We start from the raw sequence: 23,138 nt of genomic DNA, 5'->3' as shown, positions 1-23,138 counted from the left end.
CGGAAACGCTACATTCGAGATAGGATTAGGCATGACCAGCGAGCGCACCGAATCCGCCCTGTTTGCCATGTGCGCGTTCAGCGTCCGGGAACCAGCGGAGCACGGACAGTTCCACTACGAACGCATCTGGGTCGATGGTCGAGAGTCAGACGGACGCATCCACACGGCGCATCCTCCCGTCGTCGGAGACATCATCGGCCTGCGGGACCGGCACACGAAGCGTGACGGCATGTTCGAAGTCGTCATGCGCCAGTGGAGCCACGCCGCGTACCTGTCGGCCGCGTGGCCCTACGGCGAGCCAAGGCCGAATGTCGGACCGTTGCTGGACATCATCGTGGAGCCCGCCGAGGGCGTCTTCCGCAACGAAGCCCCCGTGCCGGACGAGGAGGAGTCGTGAGTCCCACGCTTCCCCCAGGAACGACCAGGGCCGACCTGAACCCCACCGAACCGTCGTGGACTGCGGTGTTCTGGCGGCACGGCCAATCGCACACCCGGTCCTTCGATGGCCCGGGTGAGGCGTTCTACTTCGCGTTCCGAGGGTGCGAGGAAGACACCCACTCGGTCGACCACATCCTCAGCCCTGACGGTGGCGTGTTTCTCGACAAGGAGACCCTGAGCGGGCTGGTGGTTGATGGTCCTGCGGCGTTCAACGAGTGGATGACCGAGAGAGAACTGAGGGAGGCGGAAGAGGAGGCCCGCAGACTCCACCTCGCAGTCACCGACGCGTTCGGCATGCCCGCCAGTTATCGGTTTACGGTCGAGGCCACCGGAATCCAGTTCCGGCATGGTGACGGCTGGATCACGTGGTTCGGGCTCTATGGGTGGACTCCTGAGCAGGAGGACGCTGTGAAATGCCTGTACAAGCACGTCCCGCAACGCTGGATCGGGTCAATACCCGACGAGCCTCACTTCACCTGGGAGCAGCCGTGACCACCTTGACCGAGTTCCTCGAATCAAGGCTGCGAGAGGACGAGGAGCGAGCGCTTCAGGCGTCGCCGAGCCCGTGGCACCTCAACGCCGAGCACGACGAAGTGATCGCCGTTGATGACATTGAGGTGTGCCGGGCGTTCGCGTTGAGCAGCAACCAGCAGCGCAACACGGCTCGGTTCATTGCCGAGCATGACCCGGCCCGTGTCCTCCGTGAGGTCACCGCCAAGCGGGCCATCGTCGAGCGCGAGTCGAAGGTGACGCTTCCGGAGTGGAAGCCCGATTGCGGCGGCGACTGGGTGCTCAGCGGCACAGGGTTCTTCGCGAACTACTGGCCCGACAACACCGTCAGTGCCTCCATCACGGACGGGTTCGACGGCCCGGCACTAGCTGACTCCGGCATCGTGCCGAAGGAAAGTCGGGCCGCCTGCCAACTGTTCGCGGAGGAGTGGATCCGCCAGCACCTGCCGGAGCGCTGCCCTATCCTTCGTGACCTCGCCTCCGCCTACTCCAACCACCGCGACTACCAACCCGAATGGAGCACGACATGACCGATGCGCTGTGGGGTGCCACTCGGTTCGCCGCCGTCCTAGGCGTGTTCTGGCTCCTCGTCACCTTCGGGCCCGAACCCGTCACTGACACCTGGCACAACGATTCCGGCGGCCGATTCTTGATGCTCGTCGTGGCGCTTTTCGCTGCCTTCGCTGCCGCCGTCGTCGGCAACCGCAAGGCATAGACCATGAACCAGGAGTACCGAGAGGAATGGGCCGTCTGATGCCTTGGGAAGACAGCAGAGAGTTCGAGTTCGTCTACCGGACCCGCCAGAAGGTCCGTGTCTCCACGAAGTCCGGTTCACCCGGCGGCGACCACACCACCGTCAGCATCGACTGGTGGGAACTCGACCGCGACGGCTACGGCAAGAAACACCACGGCGTTGACATCCCCGCCGACATCTTCGAGAAGATCATCCAGTTCGTCCGAGACGAAGAACCAGAGGCCGAACCGACCCTGGCGCAGAAGGTCGACGAGCTGATGCAGCGCCACAACAACGGATTCATCGGCGACGACGAACTCAAGCGAGGCATCGCCGAACTGTCCAAGACGGCTCCAAGCGAACCCGAGTGACGACCATGACTGAAGGGCCCCTTGTCGACCTGCGGTTTCCGTGCGATAATCGGAGCCTGTAGTTCTGTGCGCCCTAAAAACGACTCCTGAAGCCCCGCCTCGTGTGGGGCTTCAGTCATATCCGGAGGAGGCTGCAATGGACTCCAGTGGCGGACTCATCACCATCTCCGACGCAGCCGGGTACCTCGGCCTACCCCGATCCACCGTCGCCTCCTGGGCCGACACCAGGCCCCGCAGAGGCTGGATCAACGCCCAAGGCGAACCCGAACGCCTCACCCTGATCGACCACGGCGGCCCGCACAAGACCCCCCGCTACGAATGGGCCCAGATCCGCCGCGCTGAATTCGAAACCCGCCACAACCGGAAACGCTCACACCGCAAGGACCCCAAGTGGGCCAACTGGCGGCTCCCTGAAGCAACAACCGCATGAACCCCGACCAGCGGCCACCAGACGCCCCCAGGAACCGCCTCCCCGAACCACTCCGGATCCTCGACGCCCTCGCCGCAATCGCACTCCACCACGCTGACCGGGCGCTCGACGGCATCCGCTACAGGCACGCCGAGCAGTCCATCCCCACCGACGAACTCGACTACCACCAAGAGGAGCACTGCCTCTGCGGACCCACCATCGAAGCCCTCCCCATGGCCGTAGGCGGTGCACGATGGCTCGTCACCCACTGGCGCGCCCTCCAAGACGCTGACCTCGAACACGAGGACTGAGGAGGCCAGCATGGACAACCCCAAGCTGACCACCGGTGAACACGTCATCAAGCCCAAGGCCCTAGCCGACTACGAGGAAGCGAAGCGCATCCGCGCCCACCTCAACCAGGATGATCCCTGCCCGTGGTGCACACAACCCGAGGGACACGACGCCTGCCCCATACACAGCAACCCCTAGCCATGCCCCGCGCCATGCACCCCTGCCCCACCCCCGGATGCCCCGAACCAGTACCAGCAGGGCAAGGCAGATGCCAGCAACACCAGCGACAAGCCGAAGCCAAGCGAGGCACCGCACGACAACGCGGCTACGGCAGCCTGCACCAGATCAGGTTCAGGGCAGCAGTACTCAGACGAGACCCCACCTGCAAGTGCACACCAAACCACCCAGCACACCAGGGCGCACAGTGCACCCATCCCTCCACCGTCGCTGACCACTGGCCCAAAGACAGGCGCCAACTCATAGCCGAACGGCTAGACCCCAACGACCCCACCCACGGCCGAGGACTCTGTGCCTCTTGCCACGGATGGCAGACAGCAGTCAACCAACCAGGCGGCTGGAACCAGAGCCCAACCTGAGCCTCAAGGCCACACGCTCACAGATCATTCGAACGCACCACAGGAAGCGAACGAACTCGACGCTCAACACCCTGATCACCAATCGACCTGCCGTCACTCACAGTGACGAAGGTGGGGGGGTTACCCCCAATCCCCCATGCGTCGGGGACCGCGGGGGAGGTTGATTTCTCTGCGTACGGATCTCCAGACTTTTTCGTGACTCTGTGTAACTAGGAGTGGGGCGGGCGATCCGCTCCCTAACGCAAGGAGGCGCGATGCCTCAGATGCCGAAGAACAACCCGGCCCGTCGAAACAGGTCAGCAACCAGGGCGACCCTGAGTCTGGTGCACGATGTCGAGGCGCCTGAGCTTCCTGGCACCCGCGAGTGGCACCCGCAGACCACGTCGTGGTGGGCGGACATTTGGGCGTCGCCGATGGCGCCTGAGTTTGACGATTCGGACCAGCATGGCTTGTTTGCTCTGGCTGTGCTGGTGGACGACTTCTGGATGGCGGACAAGGCTTCTGTCCGGGCGAGCTTGTCTGCGGAGATTCGTCTCCAGCGGCAGTGCTTCGGTTTGACGCCGATCGACCGGCGCCGGCTGCAGTGGGAGATCGAGCGCGGCGAGGACGCGGAGGAGCGGTCGCAGAAACGCAAGGCCGCGGCGAAGAAGGCGGCCCAGGAGGAGCGGGATGAGGCGGTTGATCCGCGGAGTCTGCTTCAGGCGGTGCAGTGACCGGGCTGATTGTCCCGGCGCTTGATGTTGAACCGTGGCCGACTTTGGGCCCGCAGATCTGCGATCTGATCGAGGAGCGTTGCACGTTCGGTCCTGGTGACCTTCGTGGCGAGCCGGCGGTGATCGATGACGAGACGCGGGCATTGATCTACCGGGCGTATGAGGTGTTCCCCCAGGGGCATCCGAAGGCGGGCAGGCGCAGGTTCAAGCGTGTCTGTATCTCGTTGCGCAAGGGGACGGCGAAGACGGAGAAGGCGGCGTGGTTCGCGTTCGTCGAGCTGCACCCTGAGGCGCCGGTTCGCTGCGACGGGTTCGACGCCAACGGGAACCCTGTGGGCCGGCCGGTCAGGGACCCGTACATCCCGATGGTGGCCTACACCGAGGAGCAGACCGAGGAGCTCGCGTACGCGGCTCTCCTCGTGATGGTGACTGAGGGCCCGGACACTGATCTGTTCGATGCCGGCTTGGAGCGCATCCGGCGTTGGAACGGTGACGGGAAGGCTGTTGCTCTCGCAGCGGCGCCGAACTCTCGTGATGGTGCGCGTACGACATTTCAGCATTTCGATGAGCCGCACCGGATGACGTCGCCGAAGCTGATCGATGCGCATCAGACGATGTTGCAGAACATCCCGAAGCGACCCATCGCTGACCCTTGGAGTTTGTCGACGACGACCGCGGGCGTTCCTGGTGAGGGAAGCGTTGCGGAGTCGGAGAAGGACTACGCGGAGAAGATCCACGCCGGGAAGGCGAAGGACCCGCAGCTGTTCTACTTCCACCGCGAAGCCTCGCCCTCGCATGATCTTGCGACTGATGAGGGTTTGCGGGCGGCGATCGTCGAGGCGTCGGGGCCGGCGGTAGCGAAGTGGTCGGACATCGACTCGATCATGTCCCTGTACCACCAGGACGACACGGACCGCTCCTACTTCGAGCGCGTGTGGTTGAACCGGTGGGTGGCTTCCTCGAGGCAGGCGTTCGACCCCGAACGCTGGAAAATGCCGATCGAGGCGGGCGGATTGGCGAATCTCGGCGCGGTGATCCTCCCGAAGGAGCCGATTGCGGTCGGGTTCGACGGGGCGCGCTGGCGGGACGCCTGCGCGCTCATCGGTACCCACATGGAGACCGGCCTGCAATGGCCGATCGCCGCGTGGGAGCGGCCTCCGGGCGAAGAGGACTGGGAAGTCACTGACGAGCAGGTGGACGGTGCCTTCGAGGAGGCCATGGACACCTACCGGGTGGTCCTCTCCTACAACGACCCTCCCCGGTTCGAGTCGAACGTCGCCCGTTGGGCGGGCAAGTACGGGTCGAAGCGGGTCATGGAGTGGTACACCAACCGCCCCAGGCAGATCGGGCAAGCGATGCGCGCCTACCGGACCGCGATGATCTCGGGCGAGGTCACCCACAACGGCGACGACATGTTCACACGGCACATCGCGAACGCCCGAAAATCCAACGTCCGCTTCCTGGACGACGACGACACGCCGCTCTGGACGATCTACAAGGAGCGTCCGGACTCGGAGCACTACATCGACTTGGCCATGGCCGGCTGCTTGAGCTGGCAAGCCCGATTGGATGCCCTCGCAAGGGGCGGTTGGCAGCGACGCAGCTCGAAGATGATCGTCAGACGGGGGTGAACCGTGCCTGAACGCACCCCTGTCGAGATGGTCGAGTACCTGTCGGGGCAGCTCGCTGCCGAGCACGCCGAGATGAGGAAGCTCAACCGGTACTACGAGGGCGAACAGCCGCTGAAGTACATGGCGCCCGCCCTGCAGGAGGAGTTCGGCGACCGGGTCACGCAGCTGGTGATCAACTGGCCGAGGATGGGCGTTGACGCCTACGAGAACCGTCTCGATGTCGAAGGCTTCCGGTTTCCGAATCAGGCGAAATCAGACGACCGGCTGTGGGGGATCTGGCAGGCGAACGACCTCGATGAGGTGTCGCAGCAGGCGCACCTGGAGTCGCTGATCCTGAAGCGCTCCTATGCGATCGTCGGCCCGAACGAGGACGACCCTGAAACTCCGATCGTCACGGTGGAGCACCCACTGCAGGTGATCACTCACCACGACCCGCGCACCCGGAAGGTGACCGCTGGGTTGAAGCGGTGGACGGACGACGAGGACAACCTCTGGTCAACCCTGTACACGCCCATGGTGGACCGGTTCTACGTCTACCAGGGCGGCAAGTGGTCCCTCGAGGACGAGACGCTGCATAACCGGGGGTTCTGCTCCGTAGTGCCGCTGGTGAACCGGCCCCGAATGTTGAAGCCCCGCGGCACTTCCGAACTCGCTGATGTCATTCCGATCGCCGACGCCGCGAACAAGATGGCGACGGACATGATGATCTCCGGTGAGTTCCACGCCATGCCGCGCCGGGCCTGGTTCGGCATGTCGGAGGACGACTTCATTGACGAGAACGGGAACCCGATCCCGGTGTGGGATCGCGTCGCTGGCCGTGAGTGGGCGACCGAGCGGACTAAGGATGAAGCGTCCGTGGTGCAGTTCCCTGAGGCGAGCCTCGCGAACTTCCACGAGACGATCAAAATGCTCGCGCAGGTCGCCTCGCAGATGCTGGCCCTGCCCCCTTACTACATGCAGTTCGCCGGGTCGAACCCCGCTTCCGCTGATGCGATCAGATCGTCTGAGGCACAGCTGGTGAAGCGGGTCGAGCGGAAGCAGCGCATCCTCGGGGGCTCGTGGGAGCAGGTCATGCGGATCGCGTGCACCATGGCGAAAATCGAGAGCAACGATGCGGATCTGCGGCGCCTGGAGACGATCTGGCGTGACGCGTCGACACCTACGGTTGCTCAGAAGGCCGATGCGGCCGTGAAGTTGTACTCGCAAGGGATCTCCACGCTCCGGCAGACTCGCCGGGATGTCGGCTACACCGACACGGAGATCTCGCTAATGGAAGACGAGGACGCCGAGGCGCTCGAGCGCGACCCGGTGGCGCAGATCGGCCGGACCCTGCAGGTGTCCGCGGCGCAAAGCGTGGGTCTGGCTGATGACGCTCCTACGGTCGAGTAGGGAACGCGTCAGCCTCCTTAAGCGCACCTCTAAAGCAGCTGTTTCGGAGGCCCGCAGGCTCTGGCGGGGGTTGAACACCTCCCAGGTCAACAGTTCGTGGCTGTTGGCCATGCCCAGACTGATCACGGTTCTGACCGGGGCGCAGTTCATTGCCGGTCAGACCGCTGGCGACTACATTGCGGCGGCACTGGACCAGCAGGACATCCTCAAACCCACTGAGGGACTCATCAACCCGTTCGGCCTGGTCGGTGTCGCCTCGGATGGGCGGCCATTGGATTCGCTGCTGATGCAGCCGGTGGTTTCCACGCTGACGGCTCTTTCAACCGGTTCGACCCTGAGCAGGGCGATGCAGATCGGTTACGCGTCACTGGAGATGATCACGCGCACGCAGGTCGCGGACGCGTTCCGAGGAGCGGATTCCATCGCTGGGTCTACTCGCCGAGTCTCGCATTATGTGCGGGTGTTGACGCCCCCGAGCTGCTCGAGGTGCGTGATCCTCGCCGGTGATGACAGGGCATGGAACACCTCGTTCAAGCGCCACCCCGGATGCGACTGTATTTCGCTGCCGTCAACGCAGACGAAGGGTTTCGCGAGGCGCACCAGCCCGAAGGACTACTTCGCGTCGCTGCCTGTAGCGGAGCAAGACCGGGTGTTCACGAAAGCCGGCGCGCAAGCGATCCGTGACGGCGCGGACGTCGGGCAGGTCGTGAACGCCAGACGGAAAGCCGCAGGCATGTCGTCGGCGGCACCTTCGAAGCGGGACAAGATCAAAGCCCGCGAAACGGGGATCGACATCAACCAGGCGGTGTCCCGGACCAGTCAGCGGCGGCGACTGCAGACCGTGGACGTTTTCGGACAGCCCACGTTCGTGACGTTCTCCGGCGATGCGATCAAACTTCCTGGCGGTGGCAAAGCGCCCAGGCTGATGCCTGAGTCGATATACGCCATAGCGAAGGACCAAGACCACGCAATCCGTCTTCTTCGGTTGCATGGATACATCTACTGACCCGGTGCGATGCCGGTTACGTGAGAGGCCGCGATGGCTGAGGAACCTGTAATTGAACCTGTTGGCGAAGCCCTTGGTGAGGGCGGATTGAAGGCCCTGAACGCGGAGCGCGACGCCCGCAAGGAGGCCGAGCGGCAGATCAGAGAACTCAATGAACAGCTCGAGCAGCTGAAGCCTGCTGCTGAGAAGTTCAAGGAGCTCGAGGACAAGCAGAAGACTGAACTCGACCGTGCGACGGAACGACTTGCAGAACTCGAAGCGAAGGCCACGAAGGCCGAAACCGAGGCAATGCGGTACCGGATCGCCACACGGCACGGCATCTCCGATGAGGACGCCGAGGTCTTCCTGACCGGCTCCGACGAGGAGTCCATCACCAAGCAGGCGGAACGACTGGTTGCCCTCCAGGGCGAGAAGGTCGTTGCCCAGCAGCAGAAGCCCGACCCGTCGCAGGGCGCGCGGCCGTCAATGCCGAAGGACGCATGGTCCCGAGGTTCGGCGCGCGCGAAGGCACGGTTCGGTCCCGGTAACTAACCCCCGTCCGGGCGGGGATACCACAAGGAGGAACCGTGGACATTTCCGTCCGCACCACCACCTACGGTGTCGAGAACCGCTCCTGGCTGGGGTCGGCTCACGGTACCGAGGCCACGCGCACCGTCACACTCGACGTCAGCGCGTTCACCGAAGCGACCCACTACCCGGACGGGTTCATCCCCTCCGGTGTCGTGCTCGGCCGCATCACCGCTTCGGGCCTGTACGGGCCCTACGACAACGCCGCGGCCGATGGTCGACAGACCGCCGCGGGTTTCCTGTTCAACTCCACCACCGTCAACGGCACCGCCGACCTCGGCGCGCCGCTGCTCGAGCACGGCATGGTCATCGAGGACAAACTTCCGGCCGACTCCGGTTACGACGCCGCCGCCGGTGTCGAACTGGCCGGCCGGATCGTGGTCCGATAGAGAGGGAATGACTGATGCCTATCATCAACGACATCGTCGAGGCCGCTGAGCTGACCGCGTTCGTTCGCGAAGTGCCGCAGCCGGCGAATCAGATCCTGAACCGGTTCCTGCCGGACCGCACGTTCGCGGACATCTCGGCTCGCATCGACTCGGTGACCCGGAAGAACCGGACCGCGAAGTTCCGCACCTATGATGCGGAGACTCCGATCGGGCAGCGCGACGGCATGACCCGCAAGGAAGTCGAGCTTCCCCCGCTGGGCCAGAAGACCGTCATCGGCGAGTACGAGCGGCTGAAGCTCGAGGCGCTGCGCAACGGCGGCGACGCCAACCCGGCCCTGGTCGACGCGATCTTCGACGACGCCGAGATCAACACCCGTGCCGTGCGGGCCCGTATGGAGCTCGCCCGTGGTGACGTCCTCGTGGACGGCAAGTTCACCCTGACCGACGAGAACGGGCTCACGCTGGAAGCGGACTGGGGCGTCCCCGCGGGGAACCTCGTTGCTCCGGCCACCCCGTGGTCGACGGTGGCGACGGCGACGCCGCTCGCGGACCTGATCTCGTGGGTCGACACCTACACGGCCTTGAACGGTGAACCGCCCGCCGTGGCGATCACCTCGCGCGCCGTGGTCGGCAACCTGCTGCGCAACGCGGACATCCGCGAACTCGCGGGCTCCCTCGCAGGGGTCCCGAGCATCGTGACCCGCCAGCAGCTGAATACGGTCCTGCAGGCGCACAGCCTGCCCACCATCGTCGAGTACGACACGCAGGTGTCGGTCGATGACGTGGACACCCGGGTGATCCCCGCGGACCGGTTCATCATGCTCCCGCAGGACCCCGGCACGCTGGGCTACACCGCGTGGGGCATCACCGCCGAGGCGCTGGAGCTCGCCGGACTGGGCAACCCGTCCCTGGAGTTCTCCGACGCCCCCGGCCTGGTCGGCGTGGTCATGAAGGAAGGCGACCCGGTCCGCACCTGGACCAAAGTCACCGGTGTGGGCATGCCGATCCTGACCGACCCGAACCGGCTCATGGTCGCCGACGTCCAGTAGGAGGCACTCATGCGCACACTCGCCATCACTGTCCATGTTCATGACCCGGAGACCGGCAGGACCGTGGTTCTCAACCGCGGCTCTCAGGTCGACGCGAAGACCGCTGCGCTCATCGGCAACCCGGACGTCTGGGAAGACGACGGCGTCGAGGATCTCGAGGAGTCCGGTGAACCGCCTCGCGCGGGCGCCGGATCCGGCCGAGATGCCTGGGAGAAGTACGCCCAGGACCACGGTGTCCACGTCGATGACGGGGACAAGCGGGACGACATCATCCAAGCGCTGGCCGAGGCCGGCGTCATCGACGAGTAGGGGTAGGCGGCCATGGCGCTGTTCACGAAAGACCAGTTGGCCGCCTACCTCCAGGTCGATCCCGCGTCGATCCCTGACGTGACCTATACGGTGATCGAGGAGAAAGTTCGCGCCGAGATCATCAACCTGGTCGGTCAGACCCGGTTCGACAACGCCGGGGAGGCGAAGTTCTTCTCTGTCGCGTTGGACATGGCGAAACGCATGTACACCAATGCATCTGGTCTCAGGTCGCGGCAGGAGACCATCGACGACTACACGCAGACGCTCACGTACGCGTCGGAGACGGTCGCCCCGTTCGAGCCGACGCTGGACGAGCAGCGGCGTATCCGCCGGGCCGCTGGTTTGAAGGGCGCGTTCTCGATCCGGATTCTGGCCGATGACTGTCCTTGACCTGCTCGCCGAAGGCCGTGCCGCGGCCGAGGCCATCATGCTCGACACCTGCACGGTTACCCGGGTGACAGGACCCGAGGGCGAGATCGACCCGGAGACGGGATTGCCCGCCCCAGCACCTACGGAGACCGTGTACCCGCTTCCTGCAGCGACAGCGCCCTTGGACGGACGCTGCAAGATCCAGACCTATGAGCCGCACGAGTCCACTCGTGAATCCGGCGACCACGTGTTCACGGAGCAGCGGTACCACCTGCACCTGCCGATCGGTGCGGGGGCTTTCAAGGTCGGCGACACCGCCACGATCATCACCGCTTCCGCTGACGCGCAGCTGGTGGGCCGCTCCTATCGGATCGCTGGCCTGCACCACAAGTCTTTGGCGACGGCGCAACGTCTCCTCGTGGACGAGATCACCGACTGATCGGAGGCCGCGATGCAGTATCGGTTTCAGCTGGTCAACGTCTCCGAGACTGCCGCGGCGATCGCTCGTCTCGGTGAGAACGCCTACGACGCTGTGGAAGACGCAGCGGAGCGCGGCGGCCAGTGGGTGACGTTCCAAGCAAGGGACATCCTCCGGGGGCAGACCTCTGGAACCTATCTACCCCACTACCCGCGGTCCATCACCGCTGAAGTGGAGCGTTCCGCGGGGATGGTGTCGATGATCGTCGGACCCGAGACCGGTAAACCGCAGGGCGGCATGGGGCTTGGCATCGAATGGGGCTCCGTGAACGCTCCGCCGTTTCCGCACTTGAATCCGGCGTTCGACGACCGGGTCGAGTCGATTATCGACCGGGCTGCGAACAACCTTGCCCGCTGGCCTGATGGGCGCAGCCGATGACCGTCCCAGACGCGATCCTGGCGCTGATTCGGGCACCGATCCCCACGATCACCGTGTTCGACTCCGGGGCCCCGGATGAGAACACCGAGGCCGAACAGATCCCGGAACGGTACGCCGTCTACTGGCCCGACATCGGTACACCCCAGGGCGGCAGCGTCTGCGGACAATTCACCGGCGGGTTGTTCCGCTGGCAGTTGAACTTCGTGGCCCCCCGGCGGGACATGGCCGAATGGATGGCCGAGAAAGTCCGGACCCACATTCTCGGGACCCGGCCCTTCATTCCCGAATGGGCGTGCGGCCAGATCCAACTCCCCCTCTCACTTCCGGCCCGACGTGACGAGCAGGTCCTTTCGAGGCGTGTCGTCGTCCTGATGGACCGGTACGAACTGCTCGCCGAGCAGCAGTAAGCAACCGACGCCCTGCGAGGGGCACAACGACAGGAGACAGCTGTGCCACGACTCGTGGACCAGGGCGTCACTCGGCTCACGTGGGTGCCGGGTGTCGACGGAATCGCCACCATCACTGCCCCCACGCTCGCCGAGCTTGCCGCCGGCAGGGACCTGACCTGCCTCATGGTGTCGACCTACGAGGTCCGCATGGACGCTTCCGACACCACGTCGGAGCGGGCCGTGTGCGAGACCGCGAACGTCGATGCTCCGACGATGCAGAACTACATGGGCCGTTTCGAGCTCTTCCGGGAGTGGGACGACGCCCTCCTCGCGTGGGAGACCGACGACGTTCTCCAGTGGCTGGACTACAAGGACGTCGGCTACTTCGTTCGCCGCCTCGGATTCCCGAGAGACACCGCGTACGCCGCCGGCCAGCAGGTCGAGGTGTACAAGCTGATGGCAGACGAAGCGCAGGTCAACGGCGGCACCGGCACCGGTTATTTGAAGGCGACCGTGCCCATGCTCAAGCAGGGATCCGCAACGACCCGTGCTCTCGTCGCGGCCTAGGAGGACCTGATGGCCATCATCACGCCCGAGTCCGTGTCCACCACGGGCCTTACGCCGACCGTCCGCACTCCCTCCCCCGGTGGAGACAAGGTGCCGGTCGGTTCGCGCATCCGCATCACCAACGGCACTGCCGGGTCGATCAACTTCACGATGACCACCCACCAGGAAGTCGACGGCGACCTCGCCGTTCCCGACCGTGTGGAGGCCATCCCGGCTTCGGAAGTCCGCTACTTTCTCGCCTCCGGCGTCTACCGGAACCCGACTGACGGATACGTGGACATTCTCTCGTCCGACACGACCGCCGCCGTGGACCTCGAGGTCACGGTCTAGAAACCCCCGCCGTGCAGCCTCCCAGGTGCTGCACGGCGGGACCACCACAACCTGGGGACCTGGGAGAACACAATGACTGACCAGCCTGCCCTGAGCGACCTCGACTTGGACGCTTGGATCGACGGCACCACTGGGATGACCACGGTTGCCCGCATCGCCCAACGAGGCGACCTGCTGGATGACCGGCAGCGGCTCGAGGACGAACTGCGCCTGGCGAAGAGGGTTCGCGCCGAGGACCGCGGTATCGACTACCGCGGGCCCGAGCAGATCCAGTCGGAGCTCGACAACATCAACCGGCAATTCTACGAGTCCATGCTGGTGGTGACCATGCAGGACCGTACCGCGGACCATCGGCGGAAGATCCGTGACGAGGCCACGAAGGAACTCGGTCTGGACGCCAAAGCGGACCCTGGCAGGTACCACATGACGCTCACGCTGGTGGAGATCGCCGACTCGATCATCAAGGTTGAGACCGCTGACGGCAGAGAAATCCCGATGGGCGCTGAAGGCTTTGGGTGGCAGCGGCTCGAGAAGATTCGCGAACGGTGTGGGGAGTCTTCCCTCATGGAGCTCGCCGACCGGTACCGGGAGATGACGAGCTCGGCGCCGGCGGTGCAGGCCCCTTTGTCGCGCAGCTCCTCCTCGACCTGAGGTGGAGCCATATAGCTGCGTCCCTCAAAGCAGCGAAGGCGTGGGGTGTTCCTCCGCTCGTGTTGTTGAGGGGTACGGAGCCGGTTTGGTCGTTCGTCGACCGGGTCCTGTCGGTCGCTTACGTGATGTCTGAGGACATGCGCTGCCCTGGTTGCGGTCAGCCCAAGCACGAAGCGTGGAACCCGGACTCCGAGGGTTACTACGAGTTCCACGACGCGACCTGTCAAGGGTGCGCTGAGCTGCACCGAGGCAACGAGGGAGAGCGGGAGTACCGGCCGGAGCGGAAGACGTTCCTGATCGACACTCGCCCGAAGGATCAGCCCTTGCGACCGTGGGACCCGCTGGCGTTACCCATTGGTCAGATCGATCAAGACCAGGCCGACAAGCACCACGACGAGGACTAGGACGATCGCACTGCCGACACTCAACTTGCGGAACGCGCCGGTAGCGACTGCCAGGCCAGCGGCCACAACGCCGAGTACGAGACCCGCGGCGAGCACCCCGTTGCTTCCTGGAGAGTCCGGGTCCGAATTCGACATGACCAGGCCGACAAGCAGGGCACATACGGCCAGTACCGCGGTCGCGGTGCGCAGCACTATCAACGTTGACCGGGTGGTTGCGGCATCCCGCTGATCGCTCATGACAACTCCATACATCGAGGGGCTTCGCCTCCAGTGTGCATCACAGCGAGCAGTCTGGGGGTAACGGATGGCCGCCGACCGTTCCATGTCAGTCAGGTTGAACCTGATTGTTGGCGATTTCATCCAGAACGCTCGCCGCGCTGGCCAGAGTGTCAACGGGATCGCGGCCTCGGCGGCGAAGCCGATCACGACCATGCAGGCGCTCGCTGGCGTCAGCCGAGACCTGGGCCAGACCATCACGGCCACTGCCGGTATCGGCACTGCGGCGCTCGCCTCGTGGGGCGCGTCAGCGTTCGCGACCGGTGCCGCCTACAACGTCCTGCAGCAGACTGCAGGTTCCGCACTTGAGACTCTCATGGGGTCTGCGGAGGCCGCGGCCGCGCAAATGGAGGAACTCACCGAGTTTGCCCGTTCCTCGCCGTTTCCTCGGCAGTTGTGGATTCAGGCGCAGCAGCAGCTGATCGGTTTCGGTGTCGCCGCTGAAGACGTGATCCCGATCTTCTCGGCCCTGCAGGATGGTGTGGTCGCTGTCGGCGGGTCCGCGCAGTCCATCGAAGAAGTCGTGCTGATCCTGTCCAAGATCTCCTCGGTCGGCAAAGTCACCGCGGAGGACCTCAACGAGCTCGGCGTCCGAGGAATCAACGCCGCCGGACTCGTCGGCGAAGCGTGGGGCATGACCGCCGCTGAAGTGCGGGACTCGATCTCCTCCGGGACCGTCGACGCCATGGGCTTCATCGACACGCTCATGCAGCAGATGCAGTCGAACTACGCCGGCGCCGCCGAGGGACTCCGTGAGACCTGGGTCGGCGCGTTTGACCGGATCAAAGGTGCCACGCGCGACATCGGATCGATTCTGGCCGAGCCTTTCATCGACCCCGCTGGTGGCGGTGCCGCAGTCGAATGGGCCAATGAAGTAGCTGACGCCCTCCGATCATTCGAAGCAGCCCTCGGGCCGGCGGTGGAATTCCTCGAGGCTCGTGCTGACCCTGCCTTCGATGCCATTACTGCGTCTCTTCAAGCTCTCGACGAGGCGCTCGGCGACGTCGACCTGGTGCAGCTCCTAGATAACCTCGGCGAAGGTGGTGCAGCTCTCGCGGGGTTCGGTGCCGCCGCGGTCGCCGCCGGTTCCGCTTCGGCTTTGTCGGCTGTCGGCATGGGCGGACTTGCCGGTGCGGTGAGCCCGCTGACGATCGGCCTGATTGCTGCAGCCGCCGCCAGTCCCGAATTTCGTGATGCACTCATCGACCTCGTTGTCACCGCCGCACCGCTGCTGCCTATCCTGGCGGACCTAGTGATTCAGGTCGCGGCGGTCGGTTCCTCGGGCGTCAGCGCCGCCGGCAGCCTCCTGTCTGCGCTCATGCCCGCGATCACACTGATCCTGAGCGTGGTCCAACCCGCCGCGGAGTTCATCGGTGTCCTGGCGAGCATGATCAGCGAGATCCCAACCCCGGCGCTTGCCGCGGCAGCGACGATCATCGGTGTCTCTCTCGCAGTTAAGACCCTCGCCGTGCAGGTAAAGACGTTTGGGGCCTTGTCGCTTGCTGCAAGCTTCGTCGGCCTTGCCGATGCCGCAGGAAAAGCGAAGTTCGCAATCGCCGGGATCGTAACTGGTGCAGTGCTGCTGGGAATCAACGCGCTTCTCGACGGTGTCGACGACACCGTGGAAAAGCTCGAGGAGATCAACTCCATCGACGTCTCCGGACTGGCCAAGGACCTTCAGTTCCTGTCCGAGACCGGCCGGATGACCGCCGGCCTGGAGATGATGTTCGGGTCCGGAGCCGATGCTGCGGATGAGTTCAACCGGTCGCTGATGATTGCCACTGAGGCTTGGTACGACTGGGAGCACGGGCTGAACGTCACCATCGCCGAAAACGATGCAGCCGAGACCTCTTTCCGGAACCTCGATGCGGCGATGGCGCAGCTGGTGGCCGGCGGGCAGGATGCCGATGATCTGTTGAACGACCTTGCCGCGGCTTACGACCTTGAGGGGCAGGAAGTTGAGGCGCTGCTGCAGCTGCTGCCGCAGTACCGGGCGGAAGCGGACCGGCAGAAGGCTGGAATTCAAGGTGCCACTGGTGCCACTGAGGAGCTCGCGGGTGCGCAGGACGAACTTGCGGCTTCGACCGACCGGGCCCGCCTGTCCCTCAAGGAGTTGGCGGACGAGATCCGGGCACGTACTGATCCGACGTTTGCCGCGATCCAGGCCACTCGTGACTTGGAGGAAGCGGAGCGGTCGTATCAGGAGGCCGTGAGCGAGCACGGTGCCACATCGGACGAGGCCCGTGAGGCAATGCTCGCCTACCTGGAGGCGCAGTTCGAAGCTGCCTCTGCCGCAGGTGAACTCGCCGAAGTGACGAGCAGCCTGCCGCCGGAAATGATTGCTATGGCTGAGGCGATGGGGATCAGCGCCGAAGGCATCGAATGGCTGCAAGAGCAGTTCGAGAACGCCAAGGCCTCCGGTGAAGAATTCAGCTCCACCATCCAGGACATGAACGCGGACATCTCGACCTCGAACGGTCAGATGATGGTCACTAACGCCCTCGTCTACTCGGGCATGGCTGAATCCCAGGCTCGAGCCACAGTCCAGATGAAAGCCTATTTGGACGATCTGATGGCGAAGGGCTACTCGTACGAGCAAGCCATCCAGATGACTGCCCAGCAGACCAACATGTCGACCGAGGCAATCGAGTCGGCTTTCGGTGAGGCTCGGGACGCCGGCCTGGAATTCAGCGATGAATACCCGGCCGAGGTCAGCGTCAGCGGCGTTGACACGGTCATCAACCAGGCGAAACGAGTCAAGGACTGGCTGGCGTCGATCCAGCGGACGGTGACGATCTCGTTCGACTACACGTCGAACGGGGACTGGCGTGAGTTTCTTCCCCGCGGCGGGACTCTGATCCCGTATTCGAAGGGCGGTCGTGTTGGCGGTCCTTCTGGTGCGGGTGACGTGGTGCCGGCGATGTTGACGCCGGGCGAGCATGTGCTGACGACTGCCGAGGTGCAGGCCATGGGTGGACATGACGGTGTCGAAGCGCTCCGGGCGGCGTCACTAGGCAGCCAGACGCAGTTCGCGCAATCGGGTTCGGCGATGGGGATTGCTGCACCTGTCTCCATGGGCATGGGTGCGTTGACGGCGACGGCAGTGATCGATCTAGGCAGGGGCATTACGCAGCGGATTCGTCTCGAGTTCGAGGATCACGACCGTGACTTGAAGCGCCGGGTCCAGATGGGGACGGGGAGGTCACGGTGACGGTCAACTTGTCGTACAACGGCGATCTTGCTCGAGTGCTGGTTGCGATATCCAGTGTCCCGAACGGCACCGTCAAGGTCGAGCGGTCAACGAACTTGTTGGCGTGGTTTCCGGTGCGAGGCGGGGTCGGGCTACCGGTCGTGGCTGGCACCGCTGGCCTGAGCGACTACGAGTTCTCGCCTGATGTGGAAAACCATTACCGGGTCACGCAGACCAGTCTGGAGGACAAAGTGGACTTTTTCACGTCAAGCGGCACGTGGAGTAAGCCCGACGGGCTCGTGGCGGTCCGGGTGACCGTAGTCGGCGGCGGCGGCGCAGGCGGAGGGTCGGCTGCGACCGGTGCCAGCCAGGCAAGCATGGGCGCCGGCGGTATGGGCGGCGCCTGCGCGATCCACTGGGTCGACGCGGCGTCGCTGGGCGCGACCGAGGAAGTCGTGGTGGGGGCTGGTGGCGTTGCAGTGTCGGGTGGCGCCGGCGGCGCCGGGGGCCTGTCGCGTTTCGGGTCGTCGGGGTCGCCGTGGGCGTCGGCAACGGGCGGTACCGGAGGCTCTACGTCGTCGGCGTCGTCGTCGGCTGGTGTGGTGATGTCGTCGGGGGCGACGCCGACGACAGTCGGTGATGTCGGGATCCCTGGCGAGGCTGGCGGGAACGGGCGGTGTTTGGCGTCGGCGGCGCTGGTGGAGGGCGGTAACGGCGGGTCGAGTGCTCTGGGGCATGGGGGCCGAGCGGGCGCGGCGACGTCGGGCACGAGTGCGGGTAGTGGTGGCCGGTTGTATGGCGGTGGCGGTGGTGGGTCTGCGGCGGTGGCGTCGCAGTCGGCGACCGCTGGCGGCAATGGCGCGTCTGGTGTGGTCATCGTCGAGCACATTTTTGCGGGTTGACCCATGCCTGAGACTGCATCGATCACGCCGAGTCTCGAGGGGAAGGCGTGGATCAAATCGATTAAGCACCCGTTCCTCAACCGGCCGCTCTACCGCGTGCTGGCGGGGAATGGCCAGGAGATCGGCCGTGCCTCCCGGGGTGGCGTGGTGGAGGTTGCGGGCCGGTCCGTGCCCGTCGCGGTGACGGAGCGCCGCGGTTCGCAGCAGTTCGTGTTGACGGTGCAGGTAGAGGACGAGCAGGCCGCCGCCGAAATGGACCTGGTCCTCGCGAGCGGGGATGTCTTCTTTATTCAGGTGCCGCCGGAACTTAGCCCGCACATGAAGGGCGGGTACGTCCGCATCGGCGACACCTCGCAGCATCGCGAGACGGATCTGATCCGGTGGCGGTTCACCCTGCCCTGTCATGTCGTCGCTCCTCCGGGTCCGGGAGTCGTCGGCACCACCCTCACATGGGGGACAGTGTTCAACCTCTACGGATCCTGGGAAGCGCTCCTCAACGCGAACGCCTCATGGGCAACGCTCCTACAAACCGTCGGTTCTCCTGAGGATTTGGTGGCGCTGTGACTGGATCTACTGTCCCGGACGGGTTCATCACCGAGAGCACCGACGACCTGCCCGGGGTCAGCCTCAACGGAGGCCTGGACGGGTCCGGCACGAAGCTGCCTGAGCAGATCCAGACGAAGTTCATCGCAACTGATGCCGCGATCACCGATCTCATGGACCGCGTCGCAGCCCTGGAATCCGGGTCTGGCGGCATCGGGTGGATCCCGATTGGGTCAGGGACCGCTTCCGGCGCCACCTTCAGCATCGACTTGACCGACGGCGGCCGGTTCCCGAATCCACCCCTGTGGGACGAGGTCCGGGTGTCGATGCGCGTGGACATGTCCGGGTCTGACGATGAAGTCCGCTGCCGTGTCAACAACGACTCGGACTTGGTGTACCGATCAGGTTCGTTCACTATGGACTCGCAGGTGCCCGCAGTCTCAGACGCTGACAACTGGCACTACCCGACCGCCAGCCAGAGCGCCTGGGCGATCGCGAAACTCGGAACTATTTCGACGAACCTCATCGACCTCCGGATCTTCCACACGGGCGTGTCCTCGTCGCTGCTGGCGTTCCAGGCGTTCTCGTCCCGGCAGTCCGACTCCAGCAGCACCCACCGCAACTGGATGGCCTCGGGCTCGTTGACCAGCGGTAAGACCGCGACGAGTCTGACGTTCCTGGCGCCCGCGTCGACGTTTTCGACCGTGTACTGGTGGGCCGAGGGGCTGCGGATGGTCGCGCCGTGACCGCTCTGGCGCTGCTGGCGTGCGCGGTCTCGGACACCGAGGCGCGCTTCGTCGCGAAAGTCGATACCGGGCCGGTCCGCATCGCCTATACGACGGTCGAGCCGGCCCCGGGCGTGCCACTGGAGGATCCGGTCTACTCGGCGTCGACCGCAGTGGACGCGCAGGGCGTCGCCAAGGTGACCATCACCGGGCTCACCGCGCGCACCAGGTATTGGTGGCGGATCGAGGACACAGGCGTCGTCGACGACACCCGGACTGGGACGTTCCTGACCCCGCCGCCCGCCGGCGCCCAGGCCAGCTTCACGTTCACCGCTTCCGGTGACGCGGGGCTGGGTACGGACGGCGGTGCGACCGGGACCGAGCTGGTCCCCACCCGCATCTCCAACCACCCAGTCCATGAGTTGATCGCGGACCGGATGCTCGCTGAGGACTGGCTCGCCCACATCGACCTCGGCGACATCATCTACTACGACTACGGGCGGCCCGGATACGCCGGGTCGACCCTCACCGACTACCGCCGCGGCTGGGACGACCTCCACGTGCAGCCCCACCAGGTCGCACTGTTCGAGGCAGGCTCGTTCGCCCACGTGTGGGACGACCACGACTACGGCCCCAACGACAGCGACGGGACCCTCCCCACCAAAGCCAATGCGGCGCAGGTGTTTCGTGAGCGGGAGCCGCACCATGACCTGCCCGACGCGGGGGCGATCTACCGGACCTGGTCGTGGGGGCGCGTCCAGGTCGTGATCTGGGATTGCCGCTACTACAAATCCCCCGAAGCCACCCCCGACGGTCCCTCCAAGACCATGCTGGGGAGCGCCCAGAAAGCGTGGTTCGAGGGGGTTATCAACGCCTCCACGGCCGAGGTGATCATCATCGTGTCCTCGGTCATGTGGATGGACGGCGGCGCGAGCTCCTGGCCGCACTACGCGACCGAGCGGCAGGAGATCACCGACATGATCACCGCCGCCGGCAAAGCGAACAAGATCATCATGCTGTCGGCGGACGCGCACAAGTTGGCAATCGACACCGGCGGCGGCAATGACTGGGGTCGGTGGCCTTGTGCGGTGTTCGCCGCCCGCGACGCGACCGCGTCCGCCCCCTCGGGCGCGTATGACGTGCTGGAGCAGGGCGGGATCGGCCAGTACGGGACCGTGACCGTGTCCGACCTGGGTGGTCTGATCACGGTGAAACTCACCGCCTGGCAGAACAACACCGAGGTCGGGAGCTACACGAAGGCGTTCGCGACGGCGACGCCGGTGGTGGCGACGGATATCACGGAGGTCATCTCCGGGTCGCATACGGTGGTGGTCGAGGCCAGGGTGTGCACCGAGTATCAGACCGGGTCGGACCCGGAGGGGACGTCGATCCCGGTCCTGTCGGGGGATGTCCGCTACGACGCGACCGCGAACATCTGGTCGACGGTCAGCCTGCAGACTCTCGGTATTCACGAGGTCGACCTCATGAGCATGTTCCCTCGTCATCCCCGGGACCTCCTCGCCCCCTATGGGAGTGAGCTGTTCATTCGGTATGGGATCGATCTGGGCCCTGAGGTCCTGTGGACACCGATGGGGTATTACCGGATCGATGACACTGAGCAGCCCGACAGCCCGTATGGGGATATCCGGCTCTCGGGCCCTGACCGGATGCAGTCCCTCATCGACGCCCGGCTGACGGTCCCGCGGCAGTACCGGAAGACGCAGGCGATCGGCTCAGTCGTCGAAGACCTGGTCTTGGATGTACTGCCAGACGCGGTGATCTCGTGGGATGACGACACTGATCAACGCCCTGTCGGTCGGGATATGGTCGTCGAAAAGGACCGTGCTGCGGCACTTCGCGACGTCGCCACCTCCAACGGGAAAGTCCTGTATTTCGATTCGGAGGGGATCCTCCGGATTGAGACGGCGCCCGACCCGACACAGATCGCCTGGGAACTGAAATCCGGACGGAACGGTGTCCTCGTCTCGTCGAGCAGGCGCGTGTCCCGGGAGGGTGTGTATAACGGGGTCGTCGCTAAGGGCGAGGGGACGGTGGATTCTCCCGCGATCGGCATTGCCGTCGACACCGGCACGAACTCCCCCACACGATGGGGTAGCAGGTTCGGGAAGGTCCCGCGATTCTATTCGAGCCCGTTGATCTCGGATGACGAGTCGGGGTATTTGGCGGCGGCGGCGATCCTCCGCAGATCCATCGGCATGCCGTATTCAGTCGATTTCGGGGCCGTACCGAATCCGGGGCTGCGGCCGCGGCAGGCGATACGGGTCGAGCAGTCCGACGGCAACCGGGAGGTTCACCTTCCGGAGACGTTGTCGATTCCGTTCCTGGCCGGCCAGCACATGCGTGGTACTACTCGTGAGCAGACCCTGGTCCAGATCAGCTCGGTGCGTCCCGGGTCGCCGGACGCGTAGGAGACAGCATGCCTGGTTCTGATGATCTCGCATCGGTGATGGTGTCGCAGCCGACGGGCGGTATGCGGCACAGCATGGGAAAAATCATTTCGTGGAGTCCGGACACGTTCGAGAACGTGGTCCTGTGGAACGGCCTCGAGATCACGAACATGAAAATCGCTGACCCGGTCGGTGCGCTGTCGTACACCTCGGACATGTGGGTGTCGGTGATCGGCATCGACTCCAGTGGCCAGGAGGGAGTCACACAGTGGGTGATCTGGGGACGACTGATCGAACCGGGCGCTTCCGCTGCCACGCAGGCACTGGAGTTCATGCGGACCCAGTTGGCGGCGCAGATCTCGGCGGAGATTTTCGCGGCACGAATCCAATCCGACTTCGATCCGCTGGTGGCGGAGCGGACCTCGACTGAGTGGGGCGATCCGACTAACGGCGTCGACCCAGGCCCTGCGGTCACTGTAGACGTCTCTCCGGCCGGTAAGGCGCTGGTGATGATCGGCTGCAATACGATCTCCAGTTCCTTGGATTCGGCATCGGTGCTGGGGTATGAGGGCGGGACGATCGGGTTCTCCGTTTCGGGGGATACGACGCTCACGCCAGACAATAACTACATCGCCCGTACGTCCGTGTACAAGTACGCCAGTGGGTCTGTGACGATGGCGGACGGGGTCCGGGTGGTGTCCACGGTGGGCATCATGGTCCCGGTCGCCGTTAACCCGGGTAGCAACACGTTCACGATGAAATACGCGAAGTCGGGGTCAGCGGACCTGCTGGTGGTGGACAACAGGTCCCTGACTGTGATCGCGTTCTAGAGCCCGCCGGTGGTGTCGATGATGCGCTTAACGTCATTGAGGGACTGATCGAGGTGTGCCTGGTATTCGGCTTCGGTCATGTCGCCTTCGGCGTTCTGACCGGTCTGGCAGGCGACGACGACGGCCTGATCGGTGAGCCCGTACTCGGCTGACCAGTCCTGGCAGGTCTGCGAGTCGGTCCCGGTGGCGAGGACCGTGATGATGATGGCGGCGGCGACTGCAGCGACAGCGCCAGCGGCCATGAGGGTCTTTTTCATATCACAAGTATGGACCAAATCTCCAGGTCAGACAGTCCCC

31 protein-coding genes are annotated in these 23,138 nt (G+C 64.8%); 29 read left to right on the top strand and 2 right to left on the bottom strand.

Annotated elements, in window-relative coordinates:
- The first annotated feature begins 31 nt into the window (after positions 1-31).
- The 23 genes from AB0I03_RS20955 to AB0I03_RS20845 all read left to right on the top strand — a co-directional run bounded on the left by AB0I03_RS20955 (position 32) and on the right by AB0I03_RS20845 (position 13,563).
- Entirely contained in the window at positions 32-397 is a 366-nt protein-coding gene (locus AB0I03_RS20955) for a hypothetical protein (RefSeq protein WP_360415309.1), read from the top strand.
- Complete coding sequence (locus AB0I03_RS20950) at positions 394-930, top strand: hypothetical protein (protein WP_360415307.1); 537 nt, start codon at positions 394-396, stop codon at positions 928-930. Before AB0I03_RS20955 ends, AB0I03_RS20950 begins: the two co-directional genes overlap by 4 nt.
- Positions 927-1,478, top strand: coding sequence for a DUF6221 family protein (locus tag AB0I03_RS20945; RefSeq protein WP_360415305.1), 552 nt, complete (start codon positions 927-929; stop codon positions 1,476-1,478). The genes AB0I03_RS20950 and AB0I03_RS20945 overlap by 4 nt, the downstream gene beginning before the upstream one ends.
- The gene (locus AB0I03_RS20940; protein ID WP_360415303.1) at positions 1,475-1,663 is read left to right on the top strand and encodes a hypothetical protein; all 189 of its coding nucleotides are present in this window, start codon (positions 1,475-1,477) and stop codon (positions 1,661-1,663) included. The genes AB0I03_RS20945 and AB0I03_RS20940 overlap by 4 nt, the downstream gene beginning before the upstream one ends.
- A 38-nt stretch (positions 1,664-1,701) precedes the next feature.
- The gene (locus tag AB0I03_RS20935) at positions 1,702-2,052 is read left to right on the top strand and encodes a hypothetical protein (protein WP_360415301.1); all 351 of its coding nucleotides are present in this window, start codon (positions 1,702-1,704) and stop codon (positions 2,050-2,052) included.
- 136 nt (positions 2,053-2,188) lie between these two features.
- Complete coding sequence (locus AB0I03_RS20930; protein WP_360415299.1) at positions 2,189-2,482, top strand: hypothetical protein; 294 nt, start codon at positions 2,189-2,191, stop codon at positions 2,480-2,482.
- Positions 2,479-2,772 carry a hypothetical protein gene (locus tag AB0I03_RS20925; protein ID WP_360415297.1) on the top strand — a complete coding sequence of 98 codons (294 nt, stop codon included), beginning with the start codon at positions 2,479-2,481 and terminating at the stop codon, positions 2,770-2,772. Before AB0I03_RS20930 ends, AB0I03_RS20925 begins: the two co-directional genes overlap by 4 nt.
- 10 nt (positions 2,773-2,782) lie before the next feature.
- Complete coding sequence (locus AB0I03_RS20920) at positions 2,783-2,950, top strand: hypothetical protein (RefSeq protein WP_360415295.1); 168 nt, start codon at positions 2,783-2,785, stop codon at positions 2,948-2,950.
- Between the two features lie 661 nt (positions 2,951-3,611).
- Positions 3,612-4,061, top strand: a complete 450-nt coding sequence (locus AB0I03_RS20915) for a hypothetical protein (protein WP_360415293.1) — start codon at positions 3,612-3,614, stop codon at positions 4,059-4,061.
- The gene (locus AB0I03_RS20910; protein WP_360415291.1) at positions 4,058-5,692 is read left to right on the top strand and encodes a terminase; all 1,635 of its coding nucleotides are present in this window, start codon (positions 4,058-4,060) and stop codon (positions 5,690-5,692) included. Before AB0I03_RS20915 ends, AB0I03_RS20910 begins: the two co-directional genes overlap by 4 nt.
- 3 nt (positions 5,693-5,695) lie before the next feature.
- The gene (locus tag AB0I03_RS20905) at positions 5,696-7,081 is read left to right on the top strand and encodes a phage portal protein (protein WP_360415289.1); all 1,386 of its coding nucleotides are present in this window, start codon (positions 5,696-5,698) and stop codon (positions 7,079-7,081) included.
- Between the two features lie 70 nt (positions 7,082-7,151).
- The gene (locus tag AB0I03_RS20900; protein ID WP_360415287.1) at positions 7,152-8,087 is read left to right on the top strand and encodes a hypothetical protein; all 936 of its coding nucleotides are present in this window, start codon (positions 7,152-7,154) and stop codon (positions 8,085-8,087) included.
- 33 nt (positions 8,088-8,120) lie between these two features.
- The gene (locus AB0I03_RS20895; RefSeq protein ID WP_360415285.1) at positions 8,121-8,618 is read left to right on the top strand and encodes a hypothetical protein; all 498 of its coding nucleotides are present in this window, start codon (positions 8,121-8,123) and stop codon (positions 8,616-8,618) included.
- Between the two features lie 35 nt (positions 8,619-8,653).
- Complete coding sequence (locus tag AB0I03_RS20890) at positions 8,654-9,043, top strand: head decoration protein (protein WP_360415283.1); 390 nt, start codon at positions 8,654-8,656, stop codon at positions 9,041-9,043.
- 14 nt (positions 9,044-9,057) lie between these two features.
- Positions 9,058-10,092: a major capsid protein gene (locus tag AB0I03_RS20885; protein WP_360415281.1), complete on the top strand. Its 1,035-nt coding sequence runs from the start codon at positions 9,058-9,060 to the stop codon at positions 10,090-10,092.
- A gap of 9 nt (positions 10,093-10,101) precedes the next feature.
- Positions 10,102-10,401, top strand: a complete 300-nt coding sequence (locus AB0I03_RS20880; protein ID WP_360415279.1) for a hypothetical protein — start codon at positions 10,102-10,104, stop codon at positions 10,399-10,401.
- Positions 10,402-10,413: 12 nt separating this feature from the next.
- Positions 10,414-10,791 carry a hypothetical protein gene (locus AB0I03_RS20875; protein WP_360415277.1) on the top strand — a complete coding sequence of 126 codons (378 nt, stop codon included), beginning with the start codon at positions 10,414-10,416 and terminating at the stop codon, positions 10,789-10,791.
- Positions 10,778-11,209, top strand: a complete 432-nt coding sequence (locus AB0I03_RS20870; RefSeq protein ID WP_360415275.1) for a DUF6093 family protein — start codon at positions 10,778-10,780, stop codon at positions 11,207-11,209. Before AB0I03_RS20875 ends, AB0I03_RS20870 begins: the two co-directional genes overlap by 14 nt.
- A gap of 12 nt (positions 11,210-11,221) precedes the next feature.
- On the top strand, positions 11,222-11,626 hold the full coding sequence (locus AB0I03_RS20865) for a hypothetical protein (RefSeq protein WP_360415273.1): 405 nt from the start codon (positions 11,222-11,224) through the stop codon (positions 11,624-11,626).
- A complete protein-coding gene (locus AB0I03_RS20860) occupies positions 11,623-12,033 on the top strand; it encodes a hypothetical protein (protein WP_360415271.1) in 411 nt (136 codons plus the stop codon). Before AB0I03_RS20865 ends, AB0I03_RS20860 begins: the two co-directional genes overlap by 4 nt.
- 42 nt (positions 12,034-12,075) lie before the next feature.
- Positions 12,076-12,582: a hypothetical protein gene (locus AB0I03_RS20855; RefSeq protein ID WP_360415269.1), complete on the top strand. Its 507-nt coding sequence runs from the start codon at positions 12,076-12,078 to the stop codon at positions 12,580-12,582.
- Between the two features lie 9 nt (positions 12,583-12,591).
- On the top strand, positions 12,592-12,912 hold the full coding sequence (locus AB0I03_RS20850; RefSeq protein ID WP_360415267.1) for a hypothetical protein: 321 nt from the start codon (positions 12,592-12,594) through the stop codon (positions 12,910-12,912).
- 72 nt (positions 12,913-12,984) lie between these two features.
- On the top strand, positions 12,985-13,563 hold the full coding sequence (locus tag AB0I03_RS20845) for a hypothetical protein (RefSeq protein ID WP_360415265.1): 579 nt from the start codon (positions 12,985-12,987) through the stop codon (positions 13,561-13,563).
- 347 nt (positions 13,564-13,910) lie between these two features.
- On the opposite strand, the gene AB0I03_RS20840 is transcribed toward AB0I03_RS20845, so the two are convergent.
- Positions 13,911-14,204, bottom strand: coding sequence for a hypothetical protein (locus AB0I03_RS20840; RefSeq protein ID WP_360415263.1), 294 nt, complete (start codon positions 14,202-14,204; stop codon positions 13,911-13,913).
- A 67-nt stretch (positions 14,205-14,271) separates the two neighbouring features.
- Between AB0I03_RS20840 and AB0I03_RS20835 the strand changes: the two genes are divergently transcribed.
- Genes AB0I03_RS20835 through AB0I03_RS20810 form a run of 6 tightly spaced genes read left to right on the top strand, consistent with a single transcriptional unit; the run spans position 14,272 to position 22,841 of the window.
- Positions 14,272-17,454, top strand: a complete 3,183-nt coding sequence (locus AB0I03_RS20835; RefSeq protein WP_360415261.1) for a tape measure protein — start codon at positions 14,272-14,274, stop codon at positions 17,452-17,454.
- Complete coding sequence (locus AB0I03_RS20830; RefSeq protein ID WP_360415259.1) at positions 17,451-18,335, top strand: hypothetical protein; 885 nt, start codon at positions 17,451-17,453, stop codon at positions 18,333-18,335. The genes AB0I03_RS20835 and AB0I03_RS20830 overlap by 4 nt, the downstream gene beginning before the upstream one ends.
- Before the next feature lie 3 nt (positions 18,336-18,338).
- Positions 18,339-18,899, top strand: coding sequence for a hypothetical protein (locus AB0I03_RS20825; RefSeq protein WP_360415257.1), 561 nt, complete (start codon positions 18,339-18,341; stop codon positions 18,897-18,899).
- Entirely contained in the window at positions 18,896-19,624 is a 729-nt protein-coding gene (locus AB0I03_RS20820; protein ID WP_360415255.1) for a hypothetical protein, read from the top strand. Before AB0I03_RS20825 ends, AB0I03_RS20820 begins: the two co-directional genes overlap by 4 nt.
- Positions 19,621-22,032, top strand: coding sequence for a DUF5047 domain-containing protein (locus AB0I03_RS20815; protein ID WP_360415253.1), 2,412 nt, complete (start codon positions 19,621-19,623; stop codon positions 22,030-22,032). The genes AB0I03_RS20820 and AB0I03_RS20815 overlap by 4 nt, the downstream gene beginning before the upstream one ends.
- Positions 22,033-22,040: 8 nt before the next feature.
- Complete coding sequence (locus AB0I03_RS20810) at positions 22,041-22,841, top strand: hypothetical protein (RefSeq protein WP_360415251.1); 801 nt, start codon at positions 22,041-22,043, stop codon at positions 22,839-22,841.
- Here AB0I03_RS20810 and AB0I03_RS20805 read toward each other — a convergent pair.
- Complete coding sequence (locus AB0I03_RS20805; protein ID WP_360415249.1) at positions 22,838-23,098, bottom strand: hypothetical protein; 261 nt, start codon at positions 23,096-23,098, stop codon at positions 22,838-22,840. The genes AB0I03_RS20810 and AB0I03_RS20805 overlap by 4 nt on opposite strands.
- Positions 23,099-23,138: the final 40 nt, after the last annotated feature.

The sequence above is a fragment of the Glycomyces sp. NPDC021274 genome (assembly GCF_040641195.1).
Lineage (GTDB): Bacteria > Actinomycetota > Actinomycetes > Mycobacteriales > Micromonosporaceae > Glycomyces.
Note: the sequence above shows the minus strand (reverse complement) of the source record. Positions and strands in the feature narration are given on the sequence as shown.